The 16,312-nt window shown below is 40.2% G+C and carries 17 protein-coding genes; 6 read left to right on the top strand and 11 right to left on the bottom strand.

The annotated features are described in order from the left end of the window. Positions 1-45: 45 nt before the first annotated feature. Together A9Z07_RS01395 and aceI are read right to left on the bottom strand one after the other, a co-directional pair. Positions 46-450: a hypothetical protein gene (locus tag A9Z07_RS01395; RefSeq protein ID WP_069576333.1), complete on the bottom strand. Its 405-nt coding sequence runs from the start codon at positions 448-450 to the stop codon at positions 46-48. Positions 451-759: 309 nt separating this feature from the next. Further along, positions 760-1,188: a chlorhexidine efflux PACE transporter AceI gene (gene aceI, locus A9Z07_RS01390; protein WP_004771659.1), complete on the bottom strand. Its 429-nt coding sequence runs from the start codon at positions 1,186-1,188 to the stop codon at positions 760-762. An 88-nt stretch (positions 1,189-1,276) separates the two neighbouring features. Here aceI and A9Z07_RS01385 point away from each other — a divergent pair, with 88 nt between their 5' ends. The 3 genes from A9Z07_RS01385 to leuE all read left to right on the top strand — a co-directional run bounded on the left by A9Z07_RS01385 (position 1,277) and on the right by leuE (position 3,995). Then, positions 1,277-2,167, top strand: a complete 891-nt coding sequence (locus A9Z07_RS01385; protein WP_069576331.1) for a LysR family transcriptional regulator — start codon at positions 1,277-1,279, stop codon at positions 2,165-2,167. Positions 2,168-2,280: 113 nt separating this feature from the next. Then, on the top strand, positions 2,281-3,270 hold the full coding sequence (gene tal, locus A9Z07_RS01380) for a transaldolase (protein ID WP_069576329.1): 990 nt from the start codon (positions 2,281-2,283) through the stop codon (positions 3,268-3,270). A 74-nt stretch (positions 3,271-3,344) separates the two neighbouring features. Next, on the top strand, positions 3,345-3,995 hold the full coding sequence (leuE, locus tag A9Z07_RS01375) for a leucine efflux protein LeuE (RefSeq protein WP_069576327.1): 651 nt from the start codon (positions 3,345-3,347) through the stop codon (positions 3,993-3,995). Positions 3,996-4,100: 105 nt separating this feature from the next. Here the strand turns inward: leuE and A9Z07_RS01370 are convergent, their stop codons facing one another. The 6 genes from A9Z07_RS01370 to pepN all read right to left on the bottom strand — a co-directional run bounded on the left by A9Z07_RS01370 (position 4,101) and on the right by pepN (position 11,740). Further along, positions 4,101-5,933 carry a monovalent cation:proton antiporter-2 (CPA2) family protein gene (locus tag A9Z07_RS01370; RefSeq protein ID WP_069576325.1) on the bottom strand — a complete coding sequence of 611 codons (1,833 nt, stop codon included), beginning with the start codon at positions 5,931-5,933 and terminating at the stop codon, positions 4,101-4,103. 116 nt (positions 5,934-6,049) lie between these two features. Continuing rightward, on the bottom strand, positions 6,050-6,769 hold the full coding sequence (locus tag A9Z07_RS01365; RefSeq protein ID WP_004771651.1) for an MgtC/SapB family protein: 720 nt from the start codon (positions 6,767-6,769) through the stop codon (positions 6,050-6,052). A gap of 56 nt (positions 6,770-6,825) precedes the next feature. Continuing rightward, the gene (locus A9Z07_RS01360; RefSeq protein WP_069576323.1) at positions 6,826-7,521 is read right to left on the bottom strand and encodes a hypothetical protein; all 696 of its coding nucleotides are present in this window, start codon (positions 7,519-7,521) and stop codon (positions 6,826-6,828) included. 309 nt (positions 7,522-7,830) lie between these two features. Further along, positions 7,831-8,268 carry an RDD family protein gene (locus A9Z07_RS01355; protein WP_004771648.1) on the bottom strand — a complete coding sequence of 146 codons (438 nt, stop codon included), beginning with the start codon at positions 8,266-8,268 and terminating at the stop codon, positions 7,831-7,833. Positions 8,269-8,333: 65 nt separating this feature from the next. Then, complete coding sequence (locus tag A9Z07_RS01350; RefSeq protein ID WP_069576341.1) at positions 8,334-9,020, bottom strand: dienelactone hydrolase family protein; 687 nt, start codon at positions 9,018-9,020, stop codon at positions 8,334-8,336. 113 nt (positions 9,021-9,133) lie between these two features. Further along, positions 9,134-11,740 (bottom strand): aminopeptidase N, encoded by a 2,607-nt coding sequence (gene pepN / locus A9Z07_RS01345; protein WP_069576321.1) that lies wholly within the window; start codon positions 11,738-11,740, stop codon positions 9,134-9,136. 342 nt (positions 11,741-12,082) lie between these two features. Here pepN and A9Z07_RS01340 point away from each other — a divergent pair, with 342 nt between their 5' ends. Next, a complete protein-coding gene (locus tag A9Z07_RS01340; protein WP_004652954.1) occupies positions 12,083-12,340 on the top strand; it encodes a hypothetical protein in 258 nt (85 codons plus the stop codon). Between the two features lie 58 nt (positions 12,341-12,398). On the opposite strand, the gene A9Z07_RS01335 is transcribed toward A9Z07_RS01340, so the two are convergent. Next, positions 12,399-12,872 carry a DUF2147 domain-containing protein gene (locus A9Z07_RS01335; RefSeq protein WP_004771644.1) on the bottom strand — a complete coding sequence of 158 codons (474 nt, stop codon included), beginning with the start codon at positions 12,870-12,872 and terminating at the stop codon, positions 12,399-12,401. A gap of 212 nt (positions 12,873-13,084) precedes the next feature. Further along, a complete protein-coding gene (locus A9Z07_RS01330; RefSeq protein WP_069576320.1) occupies positions 13,085-13,558 on the bottom strand; it encodes a DUF2147 domain-containing protein in 474 nt (157 codons plus the stop codon). A 346-nt stretch (positions 13,559-13,904) separates the two neighbouring features. Between A9Z07_RS01330 and A9Z07_RS01325 the strand changes: the two genes are divergently transcribed. Next, positions 13,905-15,065: a hypothetical protein gene (locus A9Z07_RS01325; protein ID WP_069576318.1), complete on the top strand. Its 1,161-nt coding sequence runs from the start codon at positions 13,905-13,907 to the stop codon at positions 15,063-15,065. A 33-nt stretch (positions 15,066-15,098) separates the two neighbouring features. Continuing rightward, positions 15,099-15,926, top strand: a complete 828-nt coding sequence (gene thiM / locus A9Z07_RS01320) for a hydroxyethylthiazole kinase (protein ID WP_069576316.1) — start codon at positions 15,099-15,101, stop codon at positions 15,924-15,926. A 13-nt stretch (positions 15,927-15,939) separates the two neighbouring features. Here thiM and A9Z07_RS01315 read toward each other — a convergent pair whose 3' ends face one another. Next, a complete protein-coding gene (locus tag A9Z07_RS01315) occupies positions 15,940-16,215 on the bottom strand; it encodes a hypothetical protein (protein WP_069576314.1) in 276 nt (91 codons plus the stop codon). Between the last annotated feature and the right edge of the window lie 97 nt (positions 16,216-16,312).

Here is a 16,312-nt window from a genome sequence, read left to right as displayed (position 1 = left end):
ATTGTCTATGCAGTAGATCAAATAGAATTGCTATCAAAGTCACTATTATTTAAAAACAGGATTTGATAACCAATCTTTAATGTTCTGGATTTGCTTTTCTACCTCAATAAGAAGATGAGGACTATTTTCATGTGTCCATGTTTCATCACACCAGTCGCATGCATTGTATAAGTTACCCATCCATGTTGGATAATATGCGATGTTTACAGGAAGATTTCTTGCTGCTCCCATAAAACCGATTTCGATATTATTAAAAATTCGACATAAATCAAAAGGACTTATCTGGCCATTTTGGTAATACTCTAAAAGCTTTAGGAAATAACGAGCCGTTAGAACTTCAGCTTCAACGGAGTCAGCTGAAAAGCTGGGATCTGTTGCTTGTATCAATTGAAGTAGTAAAGACGCCTGATTAACTGCGCTATCAAGTAGTTCAAAAAATTCGATCTCCATAATTTCATTATTTTCTATATATTCATTGATTTTTTTAAGATGATTTCTTTTGAATAATCACCATAATAAATTTCAACAAAAAGCGCTTTAAAAGTCATAAAGTCCCTACTTTTCCATCTAAAACAAGATCAGATCATCTCTTCGGTTTAGAGATTTTTATATTCATGTGAAACCGTAATTTTGATCGCTTTAAAAGCATTTAACTTACTTAGGCTATTTTTATCATATTATTAGATAAATTACAGACAATAAAAAAAGCACTTTCCATCAAATTCTGAAAAGTGCTTCTTCATCCATCTTAATTATAAATTATGATGCCAGTTTGGCATTTGGAAAGAAACGTCCTTCAATCATGTCATAGCACCATTGGAAGATGAATGTATAAACCAGAATACACATCGTCAAACCGAAGTCTAAAATAATTGCTTCAATAATTGTCATTTTCATTAAATAAGCAATGATTGGAATGGTTGCGAGCATCAAGCCGCCTTCAAATCCGATCGCATGCAGAATACGCACAGGAACCGTTCGTTCCCAATGATATTTTTGTTCCACTTTTTCAAAGTAATGGTTGAAAATCATATTCCAGAATACAGAAATCACCGCCATGATCGTACCTAAAACACCCGTTACTTCTAGTGGCATACTAAAAATAAAACTTAACGCAATAGCGATGATGACCAATAAAATCACTTCATAGCTGATCGCATGAACGAGTCTTCTTTTGGAAATCAACATTTTTGTAACACTCTCTTGTTTGGATAGTTGCCATTTTATTTTTATAATATTGATTAATCCAATCAGATTCTTTCAGTTTTTTTGACAAATGAATATTAACCAAGAACAACTCCTCATGTTTCAGACGGTCATTGAAACAGGCTCCTTTTCTGCTGCTGCCCGTAAATTAGGCAAAGTACCTTCAGCAGTCAGTATGTCGATTGCCAATCTGGAAATCGATCTCAATCTGAAACTATTTGAGCGGATCGGACGAGAACCAACTCCGACCGCAGAAGCATGGGTTTTATATGAAAAAACCCAGCAATTATTGATTGAAATGAATCAATGGAAACAGCATGCCCACGCATTAAGTACAGGTTTGGAATCCACTTTAAATATTGTGGTCGTCTCAGAACTGCTACATACCAACTGGACAGATTACATCACCCTGCTCGATCAACATTTTCCGAGCTTGTCACTCAATGTTGTTTCAGCACCGCAGGAAGATGCGCTGCAAATGTTACTTGATCAAACCGCTCAGCTTGCCCTGATGTTTGAACGGGAACAACTAGACAGTCGCGAACAGTTTGTAGAGTTAAAAAGAGAAGCGCTTGTTCCGGTGATTGCGAAAACGAATCCTTTGGCACAACTGGATAAGGTTTCATTTGAGCAAATGGTTCAGACCCGTCAGATTGTCGTCGCCAGTCGAGACAATACCATTCGACCTGAATTGCTTTACTCAAAAGATTATTGGCGAACAGACAACCATCACTCCGCGTGTATGATGATCGTTCGGAATTTGGGTTGGGGCGTTTTACCTTTAGAAATGTTTAATGAAAATCCTGAATTGCGTAAAAAATTAAAAATTCTGGATCTTTATGATTTCACACCGAAATTTGAATACTACGTCGATCTGGTCTGGAGTCGAGAAAGTGAACTGGGGGCAGCAGCGAGATTCCTGATTGATCATATCCGTAAACAACGTCAACACATGAAGTAATAAAAGATAACTTTAAGGAATAACTCCATCAACAAAAGCGATGCTTTGCTTTTATGCAGAGTATGCTATAAAAGAAATTACCAATAATATGTTTAAGTAAGAACGCTATATCAATGACTCAGACTGCCTTACATCAATTAAAAGATTTAACAACCGTTGTTGCCGATAGTAGTGACCTAGAAGCAATTGAAAAATTTCGTCCACTCGATGCAACGACCAATCCTTCACTCATCACTGCGGCTGCGGAATTACCAGAAAGCAGAGCGCTAATTGAAGATGCCTATACTCAAGCAAAACAAGAAGGTTATCAAAGCGACGAGTTAATCGAACGCACGATTGATATTTTGACTGTAAAATTCGGTGTTGAAATTTTAAAACTCATTGAAGGCCGGGTTTCAACTGAAGTCGATGCTTCTTTGTCTTATGATACGGAAGCGACCATTGCTAAAGCACGCGAATTATCTAAGCTGTATCAAGGTTATGGTATTGAGCAATCGCGTATCCTGATCAAGATTGCTTCAACATGGGAAGGTATTCAGGCTGCGAAAGTGCTTGAAGCCGAAGGTATCCCGTGTAACCTTACCCTGCTATTTGGTCTACATCAGGCACAAGCCTGTGCAGATGCCAAAGTTACGCTGATCTCACCATTTGTTGGTCGTATTCTTGACTGGTACAAAAAGGCTGAAGGTGTTGAGCAATATCCAATTGCCAAAGATCCAGGTGTCCTTTCGGTCAAGAAAATCTACAATTATTACAAACAGCAAGGCATCACAACTCAAGTGATGGGAGCCAGCTTCCGCAGTACAGCTCAGGTATTGGGTTTGGCAGGTTGTGATTTACTAACAATTGCGCCAAATCTGTTGGCTCAACTGGAACAGGATCAACAAAATGTTGAAGCCCAATTGAGTGTTGAGTCAGCCCAGCAAGCTGAAAAAATTGATCGTCCCGCTCAAAGCAAAGAAAGCTTTAAGGCTGAACTTGAACAAGATTTGATGGCATTCCAGTTACTACAAGGTGGTATCGACGGCTTTATCAAAGCTCGTGATCAACTGAGTTTATTGCTGCGCCAATCTTTTGGAATTGATGCTGAAATCAAACCATAATTAGTCGAATTTTCACCAATAAAAACCGATTTTTGCTATATTAGCGAAAATCGGTTTTTTAATGAGTTTCTATCGTGTTCGGTATAACAGATTTAACCACTTATATTATTGGTACAATCTTAATTGTGTTATTACCTGGCCCCAACTCATTATATGTAATGTCTGTGGCATCACGTTATGGCATTCGCACAGGTTATGCGGCAGCATGTGGTGTCTTTACAGGCGACTTTATTTTAATTCTCTGTACCGTGCTAGGTGCAGCCTCTTTGTTGAAAGCCTTCCCGATCTTGTTTGTAATTTTAAAATTAACAGGCGCATGTTATCTGGCATATTTAGGTTTTAAATTACTACAAGGCGCTTATCAGACATGGAACAAGCCGCCACATCATGCTGAACTGGCAGCACTACCAAATTTAGACCAGATCCATCCTTACCGCACCGCTTTAAGCATTAGCCTACTCAATCCGAAAGCGATCTTGTTCTTCCTGTCCTTCTTCGTGCAGTTTGTCGAGCCAAGCTATGCCTATCCTGCTTTAAGCTTTTTAATTCTGGCTATCATCTTACAAATGGTTAGTTTTAGTTATCTGACAGCATTAATTTTTTCAGGTATCAAACTTGCTGGCTTCTTCAAACATAATTATAAATTGGCAGCCAGCGGTATTTGTCTTGTGGGTATTTTATTCTTTGGCTTTGGTTTAAGACTGGCGACCTCGACGCTATCTTAATGCAACCTACTATTTTCTAGATATTTCATTTAATTTATATCTAAATTTTAAAATAAAAAGCCCTCATCAAAATGAGGGCCGAAAAATCTTGAATCGCAATGATCGCTATTTTTCTTCTAAATCTTTTTGCGTTTCTTCTTCATTTAAAATACGTCCTGTCTGTTTAGGACGAATCAATGGTGCTGTTGGCCGTGGATGCGTATGGGTATATTGTAAACCCACCCCTGCATAGACATCATCTGCGGCAATTTCAGTTTCAAAACGCTCTTCATCACGATCACGAATTTCATCAGTAATGCGTTGTACTTCATCTTGCTCTACCCCTAACTCTTGCAGAATCACGCCACCAAACTTGATTGCAGATTCAAAAGTTTCGCGAATCATATAATCTACTTTCTGTTTCACGAGATAGAGTGAATGTTCACGGTCATAAGAACGAACCAGCAGCTTGGCGAGTGGGAATTCATGGGTCACCAGTTCGACAATACGGTTGGTGGTTTCCTTACTATCCACGCAGACAACAATGGCTTGTGCTGTCGCAGCACCAGATGCATGCAGAATATCCAGACGACAGCCATCACCATAATAGATTTTAAAACCAAATTTCTCTGCGTTTTGAATCATGTCGATATCATTATCAATAATGGTCACATCGACACCACGTGCCAGTAACAACTGACTGGTAACCTGACCAAAACGACCAAAACCAATCATTAAAATACTGCCACTCAAGCCTTCGGCAACAGTGACATTGTCCAGATTAATCTGGTCTTTGGTTTCAGTGAAACGTTTAAAAAGAATTCCCACGATCGGAGTCAGCACCATAGAAAGTACGACAATCGCGGTCAAATTAGACTTGACCGTGTTATCAATTACCTGAGCACTAACTGCAGCGGCAAACAGAACAAACGCAAACTCTCCCCCTTGTGCCATCAGCAACGCGCGATCTAAAGCTTCGGTATGCGGGCTTTTGGTTACACGCGCAACGATATAAATCATGAGCGCCTTGGCAAACATCATGGCGAGAACACCACTGATGATCAGTTGCCAGTTTTGTGCAACCACAGATAAATCGAGAGACATCCCAACGCCGAGGAAGAACAAGCCCAGTAATAATCCACGGAAAGGCTCAATATCGGCTTCAATCTGATGTCTAAAGGTTGATTCTGATAATAATACGCCTGCGAGGAACGCCCCCATCGCCATAGACAGTCCACTCACTTGCATCAACAATGCAGCGCCTAAAACCACCAGAAGTGCAGCGGCAGTCATCACTTCACGTGCTTTTGCAGCAGCAAGCAACCTGAACAAAGGATTTAATAGCCAATAACCCGCAGCAATCAAACCCGCGATTGCAATTAAACCAATGCCGATACTTTCAAGACGCGTAGAAGTACTTTCGACCACATGATTCGGCGCCATAAAGGCAACAATTGCAAGTAATGGAACAATCAATAAATCTTCAAATAATAAAATGGCGACAATCTTCTGACCATGTGGTTGGGTAATATCACCTCTATCCCCCAATAATTGCATCACAATGGCAGTCGAAGTCAGTACAAATCCGGCGGCACCAATAAAAGCCACCTGCCAGCTAAAACCAAACAGCAGACCGACACCGGTTAAAGCTAGACCACAAGCCACGATCTGCAAGGTGCCCAAGCCAAAAATTTCCCGCCTTAAACTCCAGAGATGGGAAGGCTGCATTTCCAGCCCGATCACAAATAGGTACATCACAATACCCAATTCGGCAATATGCAAAATCGAGGCTGAATCGTGGAAGAATGCAAACCCGAATGGGCCAATAATCAATCCTGCAATCAAATATCCCAGTACCGAACCTAATCCGATGCGTTTAAAAATCGGGACGGCAACCACAGCCGCAGCCAGCAAAACCACTGGTGCAATTAAACTGATTGAATGTGCTTCTGAACTCATACTGTTCTCATTGTTATCATGCTGGTTTCATTTTAGGTGAAACAATTAAGGCCATATATATCATTTTTAGGACAATGCATCCCAATTCAATCATTTAGGAAACGATTTTCCTAAACTTAATTTATTGTATTTTTGTCCCAGAATGCCTGACGAACCTGAGGCATGGCATTGAGGTGGTTAATGATATGTTGAGCTTCTTCCGCTTCAATTGAGGTGGCAATGAGCGTAACTTCAATTTCCACTTCCTTCTCACCAAAAGGCGTGACATCAATATCTTTGGCAGGATAATTATGATGCTTCAACGTCAGATTCAGCTCATCCATGACAGCTTTGCTGTGACTACGATCACAAATAATATAAATCACATGCATGACCTCAGTATCATCATCCAGCGGACGGCGGTCAATAGCATGTACGATAGGTCGCAGCAATGTATTTGCAGCTAAAATAAATAAAGTTGCCAATATCGCTTCAATCACCAGATCTGCCCCAGCGGATGCTCCGACTGCTGCTGAGCACCATAAGGTCGCCGCGGTATTGAGACCATGAATATTACCTTCCTGACGCATAATCACACCTGCGCCCAAGAAACCAATACCCGAAACCACATAGGCAATTACCCGAACCGCACCATCGGCACCCGTCAGATTAATTGCAATATCCACAAAGATAGCAGCACCAACCGCCACTAAAACATTGGTGCGTAGCCCTGCTGTACGCTGCCGATACTGACGTTCAAAACCGATCAGGGCACCTAAAATAAATGCCACAGAAAGACTGATTAGAGTATCCAGAATATTAGAAAAATCGGTATGTTGCAGAAATTTTAATTGCATGTTCCACCTCTTTATTATCAATGATTTTTAATGAAGGATAATGTGAAATACTGCAATTATGATGACGGTGTAAAACTCAATCCCAAGCCAAACCAATGCTGTTTCTCTGCATGTAAGCGGTCACCAAATGAGGCTTCCAGACTTAACACATTGGGAATAATGCTGTACTGCACTGCGGTCTGAAAAAACGGCGCCTGACGATCCTGATTGTAGGTTTCAAGAATTAGCCCCACCCGATCCGTTACATTATAGGTTGAAGCCACGCCCCAACGAACAAGTTGCTCATCTGCATGTTGATAACCAATATTGGTATCTATAGCTAAACGTTGATCTAAAAATTCAAAACTCACCGGTACATTGAAAAACCAGTCCAGTTTGCCACCATGATGCGAAACATCATCTCGTGAGAGCAATAAACTAGAACCAACCGCCCAATCATTTTCCATCGGTTTTAATATGGTTTTGGCCTGAGCTGAAAATCCATGAATCTGATCAATATCTTTGCTCGAATGATAACCTAAAGATATTTCTAAATTTTCATTGAGATTACAGGCAGGCACGACTTGATACCCCCAACTGCCATCTTTATTACGCGTATAGGTACTTTCCAGCTGACAATGCTTTGCTGTCGTAATCGAAACATCATCGGTATTGATCAGCGGGCCAGCCTTACTTTTTTGAGTTAGCAATAAACCAGATAAAACAAATACTTGAACAACAGCAATCCATTGAATGGAAGCGTGAAAAAACATAGGCTTCTCCCCATTTTAGGTGAGAAACTAAACAGGTTGCAGTCAATACAATAAATTTTGTGAATACAGCAAAATTTTATAGAAGGGTTAAAAAATTTATATCAAAGCTATCTCATTGCAAGATAGCCAACCTAACAGGCTATCTTGTTCAGTATTCGCTTTGATTTAATCGATGATTAAACCCGAACCTCGAACAACTACCCATTTAGGATCTCCGTGAATAAATTCAAGGGCATTATAGGACATGCGAATTGATTCACAAGTCCTATCGTATGAATTTTTTATTACATGATAAAATTTCAGTCTAAATTAAAGCTCTCTTACCACAACTGTTTTTGCCATTTTGTCGTGCCAGCCCTGTTTCTTGGCATCGAAAGCCACCCAGATTAAACCAATGAAAAATACCAATGTTGCAGGAATATAGCCAATGTAGCGAATAATCCCTTGCCCGACAGTTACATTTTCACCCGTTTTTTCATCCAGCACTTTTAAACGCAATAAACGCTTACCCGGTGTACCTGCAAATTTAATCCAGCAGAAAATATAAAAGACGGCGGTGATGATTTGCCAGATCCAGTCTGAGGTCGACATGAACTGGAATGATGAAAATCCATCAGAAGCCACCGTGGTTTCTCCACCACCAAAAATCATGGTTAGTGGAATCATCGCCACAATCACGATAATTGAATCAATAATTGCTGCGCCAACACGGATCCAGAAGCCTGCATACTCGTATTTATCAGACATTTTCCCCTCACTTTTTTATTTCTAAAAGTTAATATTTATCAATAATAACCTGTTGTTCCAATGATTTATATTATGTTTTGTTTTAATTCCCGATCAAAAAAGTCAAGCGTACGTTGCCAGACCACTTTGGCCTCAGGCAATCCACGACTGACGCTACGAAAACCATGCGGCATATTATAGGTATAGGCTTCGACCCGATCTCCCAATTGCTGGATCAGTTGCTTACGCTTGGTTGCTGGACAAAATGGATCTACATTCGACCAGTGCCCCTGTAAAATACGCACCTCATCCAGAGATTCTTTTTTCGGAATCCCTGCACCTTCGATCCCTAAAGAATGATGATAAACCACAGGTGCCAGCATATCGTCACGTTTCGCCATCTGGATCACATAGCCACCTGTTAAGCATTGTCCCAACATACCTAAACGACCATTTGAACGTGGATCTGCTTTGAGTGCATCCAGTAATACATAGATTTCCTGATTGACCTCGCTATCCGCTGCGTTACTGCGTCCTGCTTTACTCACCATCGCACGAATACAATATTTAACTGCACCGCCACTAAACAGATTAGGCACATAAACCAGATAGCCACGGTCTGCCAAGTCTTGAGCATCTTCCCGATACACATCCAGGATACCAAATAACTCGTGTAATAATAAAATCGCAGGCGCTTTTTCCGAAGCCTGTGCTGGCGCATAAACTTCTACTTCGATTTGACGTGTCGGTAATGTGATTGTTTTTATTTCCATTGCAGTCATCCATTGCATTCGAATCGTTTCCATACTATTTATGACAATTATTATTGTCAAATAAAAAAGGATGCCTGACGACATCCCTTTTCTCAATGTATTTGAAGCTTGAATTAAATACTTAACAAGCTATTTAATGTCTCAGCTACATTTTTAGATTTTACTTTCGGTTGCAATGCTTTAAGCGCTTGCTGGACTTGAGTGCGTTGCGGTTCAGCCAAAGTGTACCAGCGAGAAAGCACTTGCAGTAAACGCGAGCCTAAGATTGGATTCTTCTCATCCAGATAAGCTGCCAACTCAATGAAATGATCAACACCAAAGCTCCACGTATTCACAGGATTGGCTGCCAGACCACCACTCACCGAACGGATACGGTTTGGTGTCCCGAGATCATAGTCCACATGCTTGGTAAGATATTCAATGGTTTCAGCTGTCGCATTTGGATTAGATGCCTGAATGGTAAACCATTGATCCAGTGACAAGGCTTCATCTTTAAAACGGTTATAGAAATCCGCTAATGCAGCTTGCGCCTGTGGTGCATCATTCCAGACCAAAACACGTAATGCGCCTAAACGTTCAGACATGTTGCCCGTATTTTGGTATTGCGCATAAGCCAGCTCAAATACCGCATCATCACCCTGACGCGCCAGCATATTTAACATGATATTTTTGAGTGCACGCACCCCCATTGCCAAAGAAAACTCTTTTTGCAATGCAGGATCCAAGGCCAGATAAGTGTCTTTCCAGAATGAACCCAATTCCCGTGCTAAACGATTCAACACTGCTTCGCGCTTTTCCAGTACCAGCTCAGGTTCATAGTCCTGATCAATACGGCTACCTAAATAATTCTCGCTAGGCACATCAAATAAACGCGATGCCAATAAAGGATCCTTATTCACAAGCTCTGGTAAGGTGTTTTGAATGGCCTGAATATAAATATCGGCTTTGTGATCTTCTAATAAAATCCGTTCCAATAAGGTTTGTGTGGCTTGCCACTGGTTAAAACCATTGGTTTCATGCTGGATCAGGAAAGCAAGATCTTCATCAGAATAATCAAATACCAAATTCACAGGCGCAGAGAAATTACGCAATAATGATGCGACAGGTTGTTCAGTCACACCAGTAAATTCAATGGTGGCTTGATCCTGATCAAATAAATACACGCCATCTTTTACATCATTAACAAACAGATCAGCACTGTGCAAGGTGTATTGCTCACCTGTATGGGCATTAAATAACGCTAAAGCTACAGGAATCGGCACGGCCTTCAAGTCTGGATATTTAGGATGCGCTTTTAGGCTTTGTTTTAAGCTGAGACGATAAGTTTGCGCAGCCGCATCATACTCACCTTTGGCCTCTAGCTTTGGTGTACCTGGCTGGTTGTACCACGTCAGGAAGTTGGAGAGATCTACACCTGAACCTGCGCTCAATGCAGCCACCCAATCCTCAACCGTAACCGCTTGTCCGTCATGACGGTGGAAGTATTCATCTGTACCCTGACGATATTTTTCTTTACCGAGTAATGTCGCCATCATGCGGTTGATTTCCGCACCTTTCTCATACACGGTCGCCGTGTAGAAGTTATTAATTTCGACGAAATGGTCTGGGCGTGGCGGATGTGACAATGGACCCGCATCTTCTGGGAACTGATGCGATTTTAATACGGCCACGTCGTCAATACGTTGTACCGCAGCAGATTGCAAATCCTCAGAGAAAGACTGATCACGGAAAACCGTTAAGCCTTCTTTTAAGCAAAGTTGGAACCAGTCACGACAAGTAATTCGGTTACCTGTCCAGTTATGGAAATATTCATGAGCAATGACCGACTGAACCCGCATAATCGCAGCATCCGTGGTGTATTCTTCATCGGCTAGCACACATGAAGTATTAAAAATATTTAAACCTTTATTTTCCATTGCGCCCATGTTGAACTGACTTACCGCAACGATCATGTAGTTATCGAGATCATAAGGACGGCCATAATGTTCTTCGTCCCAACGCATTGAATGCTTTAAAGCTTCCATTGCGATATGACATTTAGGAATATCTTTTTCAATCGCATAGATTTCTAATGCCACATCTCGACCTTCAGAAGTGGTGTAACGGTCTTTCAATACGGCTAGATCACCAATCACGCAAGCGAATAAATAGCTTGGCTTTTTGGTTGGATCTTGCCAGATTGCAAAGTGACGGCCATTACCTGCATCACCTGTTTCCAATAAGTTCCCGTTTGCCAACAATACTGGATATTTTTTATCGGCTTCTACACGGGTGGTAAATTCAGCGAGCACATCTGGGCGATCTGGATAGAAGGTAATTTTACGGAAACCTTCAGGTTCATTCTGGGTCACGAACAAGTCACCTGCCTGATACAGACCTTCAAGCTGGGTATTTGATTCGGGGTGAATCACTACCTGAGTTTGAATAATGACCTGATCTGGTGCATCGGTGATCACCAACTGCTCACTGTCTAAACGATACTGATCTGGATTGAGCAACTGACCATTTAATTGAATAGATTTTAATTCAAGATCACGACCCAACAGGATTAAATCCCCTGCAGTCTGGCGCTTCATCACCAATGTTGAGTCCACAAGGGTATGGTCATCATAAACCTGAATATCCAGGTTGATCGATTCAACTAAAAAAGCTGGCTTTTGATAATCTTTTAAATAAATGGTTTGGTCTGCTTGTACAGGAGGCTGTGCCGCAATATTCATCAGTATTCCTTATCTTTCATCATGTCGTTTAGATGGTCTTGTTGGCAAGACTTCTTGATCAATCGATCATACGCCAACTTAAGCAACCTGTCTTTAGACGCATACATGGGTTTTAACAGTTTTATTGGGCTTGATCTTCTGCTTTTCAAATTGAATGCGTACAGAACATGGACGTTTAGACAGAATTACAACACAGTTTTCTATTCTTAAATAAAAACTACAGAACCCATTGCCTTATATCGCCTAACTTACATTTTTTGGCTGAGTTTTACATTTTGTGCACGGTTATTGCTTAACCAATTATGCCAATGTAGGTAAATAAAATAAGAGAGGGCTATGACGATGGAATTAAAAGCACATCTTTATCGTTTAGAAAATATCAAGGCGATCCATGATCTCGCAAAAGCAGGTGTGGATCATCATGTCATTTCCGTTTTTTTAACAGCAGAAGGAATCGAGCTGACTACACTAGAAGTCACCAATATTGTGAATACTTATGATGCGCTTGGCAAAGAAAAGCTGCCAAGTAAAAAAGTACAGGCATTGATTGCCGCTAAAAAAATTGGACAGGAGGATGAAAACTTACCATGCCCTGTTTAGCCATTCACTTTAACCATAAAAAAACCTCGAAAATCGATTCGAGGTTTTTTTATCACACTTAAGGCGTAGCACTATCTGTACGAAGCCAGACCACAGTACGTCCCAGTGCGGAAACACCCATATAACCACGCATACGTAAACGTTTGCCTTCGCCAGTGACAACACCTTTGCCTTTATAGACACGACCAGATGTTGGCTCTAATACACGCCCATCTATATAAGAATCGGGTTTATTTGGATCTTCTCTAAAACCAGATAGAATTTCCAATCCCAGAATCGGTTTATTGGTATTCGGTGCCGGACATTTGGTACAGTTTGTTAGCGCAATTCCATGCGAATTTGGATAACGATAAATAATTTTTCCATGATAACGTCCGTCATTTCCTTTACGGATTTCGACAATAGAGAGTTGTTCTCCCGTACGTTCTTCGATACTTTTCCAGTAACCTTCAATTGAAGCTGAAAATGATGCTGCGCTCGCGCAAGCAAATGTGAGTCCCATGATTCCTTTCATGAGCATACGATTTAGCATATTCACCCCGTCTAAAAAAACAACCTATTCAAAGAGATAGGTTTAAAGCACGAAAATTATCACAATTTTCATAAAGTTACACTGTACGCCAGAGTTCATTTGTATAAGAAATAACGGATTTAATGGATTAATTTCATAGGATAATGAGTACTCTTTAGACAAATAAAAAAGCCCAAACCAGTCGTTTAGGCCTTCTTAAAAATTAAACACAGTTATGGATTTGCACTATCGGTACGAAGCCAGACTTGTGTGCGTCCTAGCGCAGAAACGCCCATATATCCACGCATACGCAGACGCTTACCATCCGCACTGAGTTGTGCTTTGCCTTTATAAATATTGCCGCTTTTTGGCTCTAGTACCCGACCATCTATAAATTGATTCGGATTTTTCGGATCTTCCTTTAATCCCCATGCAATTTGCAGCCCCAGAATAGGTTTATTCTTAAACGGTTCAGGACATTTCACACAATGGGTCAATACCGTACCACCAGGCACTGGATAACGATATACAATCGTTCCCGTATAAGTATTGTCTGCTTTTTTCTTGATTTCAACGATTGAAAGTTGCTCCCCAGTACGGTCATCAATACTTTTCCAAAAGCCTTCTGGTGTTGCGGCAAAGCCCATGCTGGTGAATATAGCCAGACAACTTCCCATGAGTCCTTTCATGAGTGCATTTTTTTGCATAATAATCTCCGTAATGCAAAATAGATCCATCTATAACTTCATTTTTATGCGATCGTTTACAAACAGTCAACACAACCCAGCATTATTTAATTCATTAAAATAAAAGAAAATTTTAAGCAATTCACATATTTTATAATTAGTGATTATGGCTTGGCACAGTTTGTTGGGTTCTTATTCACGCAATCGTGATGAATGACCCTTTGCATCCGTCCACTTTAGCCAGAATAAAAAACTCAGATTTTTCGCCCTGATTTAGATATGACATTTTAACTGTTTATAAACTTTGCATCACTCTAGCAATGGAGCATGTATAATTCCCTTTTTAATGGTCATAGGTTTAACATCAATGGATTTACAGATTCTACAAAAACAGTTAGATGAAAGTAGCCATTGCCCTCTATGCCAAGCGTCAATGAACTGGATAGAAGCTGAACAATACTCACAAGAATTCCAGTTCCATGAATGTAGCCATTGCCAGCATCGGGTATTTACAAGCGATAGCAAACTAAATTGTCATTGTGCACAATGTACCGCTAGTCGTAAAAAACAGACCCAACAAACCATTTTGCAAGAACAACGTAAAAATAAAATCAAAGATGAAGTGGTGTATAGTCTCAATCAACTGAGCTTCTTGCATAAGCTATTTTTGCTAAGCTTGTTAGATCGATATGCTCGTGAAGATGTACAACACGATGAGCTGATTCATTGGCAAAATATTAAATATCACGACTTTACCCCTAATTACTTATTTCAACATCAACTCGTCCAAGAGCTACTGAAACTTGGGGTATTAAAGTCGCAAGACAGCAATATCGAAACCGAACATTTTTATTTAAATATTCGACTTGATGGATATGCCGACCCAAGCTTATTCAGCATCACTCAACAATTACGCCAATGGTTTTATGAAAATCTGAGTTTAGGAATCCCCTTTAAAAGCACAGATGAAGTAAAAGATGCGCTGTATCTAGTGTTGTACCAAGAAATCGTACAGTTTATGCAGTTCTATTGCCGCACCTGGGGCATTCAGATTGCGGGGAATCGTCCTTTTCAGGCATTCTGTTATCGCCTCATGGAAGGACTTGCGGTCGGACAAATTTTCTATTTGATTCAAACTGCTTTGGAATACCTGTATAAACAAAAAGCCTTGCAGCCAAGAAATGATAAATTTATCAATACCAATTTGCTGAAAAAGACATTGGAACAATATCGTGAACGGGCATTGAATGAACGCTGGGAAACCACAACCTTGCCACGCCCCTACACCATTCCATTCAGTAAAATGAGTGAAGTATTATTATTTAAATTTTTGGGCTATGACGAAAGTATTTTTATCCAGCCGGTCTGGAAATCATGGCGAAAAATCGAGCCACGTTTAAATTTTTATTCTGTGAAACGTTGTATGTATTGTGGTTCAAATGACCTGATCGTAGATTATGATGCTCAAGATTATGTCTCATTAATCTGTCGTAAATGTAAGCATCAAGATCACTATTTCACACGTTAACTCCCAGATTCAAACCTGTATGAAGGATGTGTTATGTCACAAAAACAACAATTGATTGATCAAGTCATTGAAGCTTGGCGTGCTTTACAACAACAAGCCCCTTTAGTGCAATGCATGACCAACAGCGTTGCCAATAATTATGTTGCCAACATTTTACTGGCTGCGGGTGCTTCACCTGCTATGATCGATAACCCTTTTGAAGCAGAAGATTTCACAAAAATTAGTGCTGCACTCAGTCTGAATATCGGTACACCAACCACTGAACAAACCCAAGCTATGTTAATTTCAGCGAAAACGGCACAGCAGCATCAGGTGCCTTGGGTGCTTGATCCGGTAGGTTATGGCGCTGTTTTAAAATGGCGTAGTGAGACCGTTGATCAGCTTCTGCAGTTTCATCCAAGCATTATTCGTGGCAATGCTTCAGAAATCAGTACACTGGCAGGTAACAACATTCAGTCTAAAGGTGTAGATAGCACCTTGAATAGTCAGGATGTTTATGCGCAAGCTAAAAGTTTATTGCAATATACTGAATGTGTCGCGATTTCTGGTGAATCTGACTTCATTATTTCCAAGCCGTTAAATGCCGTGATTCAGGTCAATGGGGGTTGTCATTTACAGCCTAAAATTACTGCAACGGGATGTGCTTTAGGTGCTTTAATCGCGGCCTATCATGCCGTTGCTCCCGCTACGATTGCAGCGCTGGCTGCTCATATTCATTTTGCTATAGCGGGTAAACTAGCATTTGAGCATGCACAAACTGTTGGTAGTTTTAATGTCGCATTTTTGGATTATGTGCATATGCTTGATGATAATTTAATCCAGCAATATGTTGATATTCAGGTTGTTGATATGGAGTCTTAAAGAGATTTAAGACTTAAATTTCACCTGCTACTAATAAATCATGATGCTCTTTGCAATAAATCTCATTGTACCAAGTATAATGCATATCATTATTAACTCTCACTGAAACCCAGTCAGGAAATTCACTTAAAGATGTTAAATTTATTCTGTTTTCTAGAAAAACAAATTGACTATCTTTTTCAGGCCATTCAGGATCTGAATTATAAGATCTGATAGAGTTTCCTAATTTTATTTCCTTTAGAATAATAATCACTAAACATTCACAAACAGGTATTTCTGTATTTTCCACTTCTTAATTTACGTTCCTCAGCATTTAATATCAAAGCTCAAACATGCCAACATACTCTTTATTTAAATCTATCCTATTAATTTATACGTTTCTCTTT

The organism is Acinetobacter sp. YK3 (genome assembly GCF_001729365.1).
Lineage (GTDB): Bacteria > Pseudomonadota > Gammaproteobacteria > Pseudomonadales > Moraxellaceae > Acinetobacter > Acinetobacter vivianii.
Note: the sequence above shows the minus strand (reverse complement) of the source record. Positions and strands in the feature narration are given on the sequence as shown.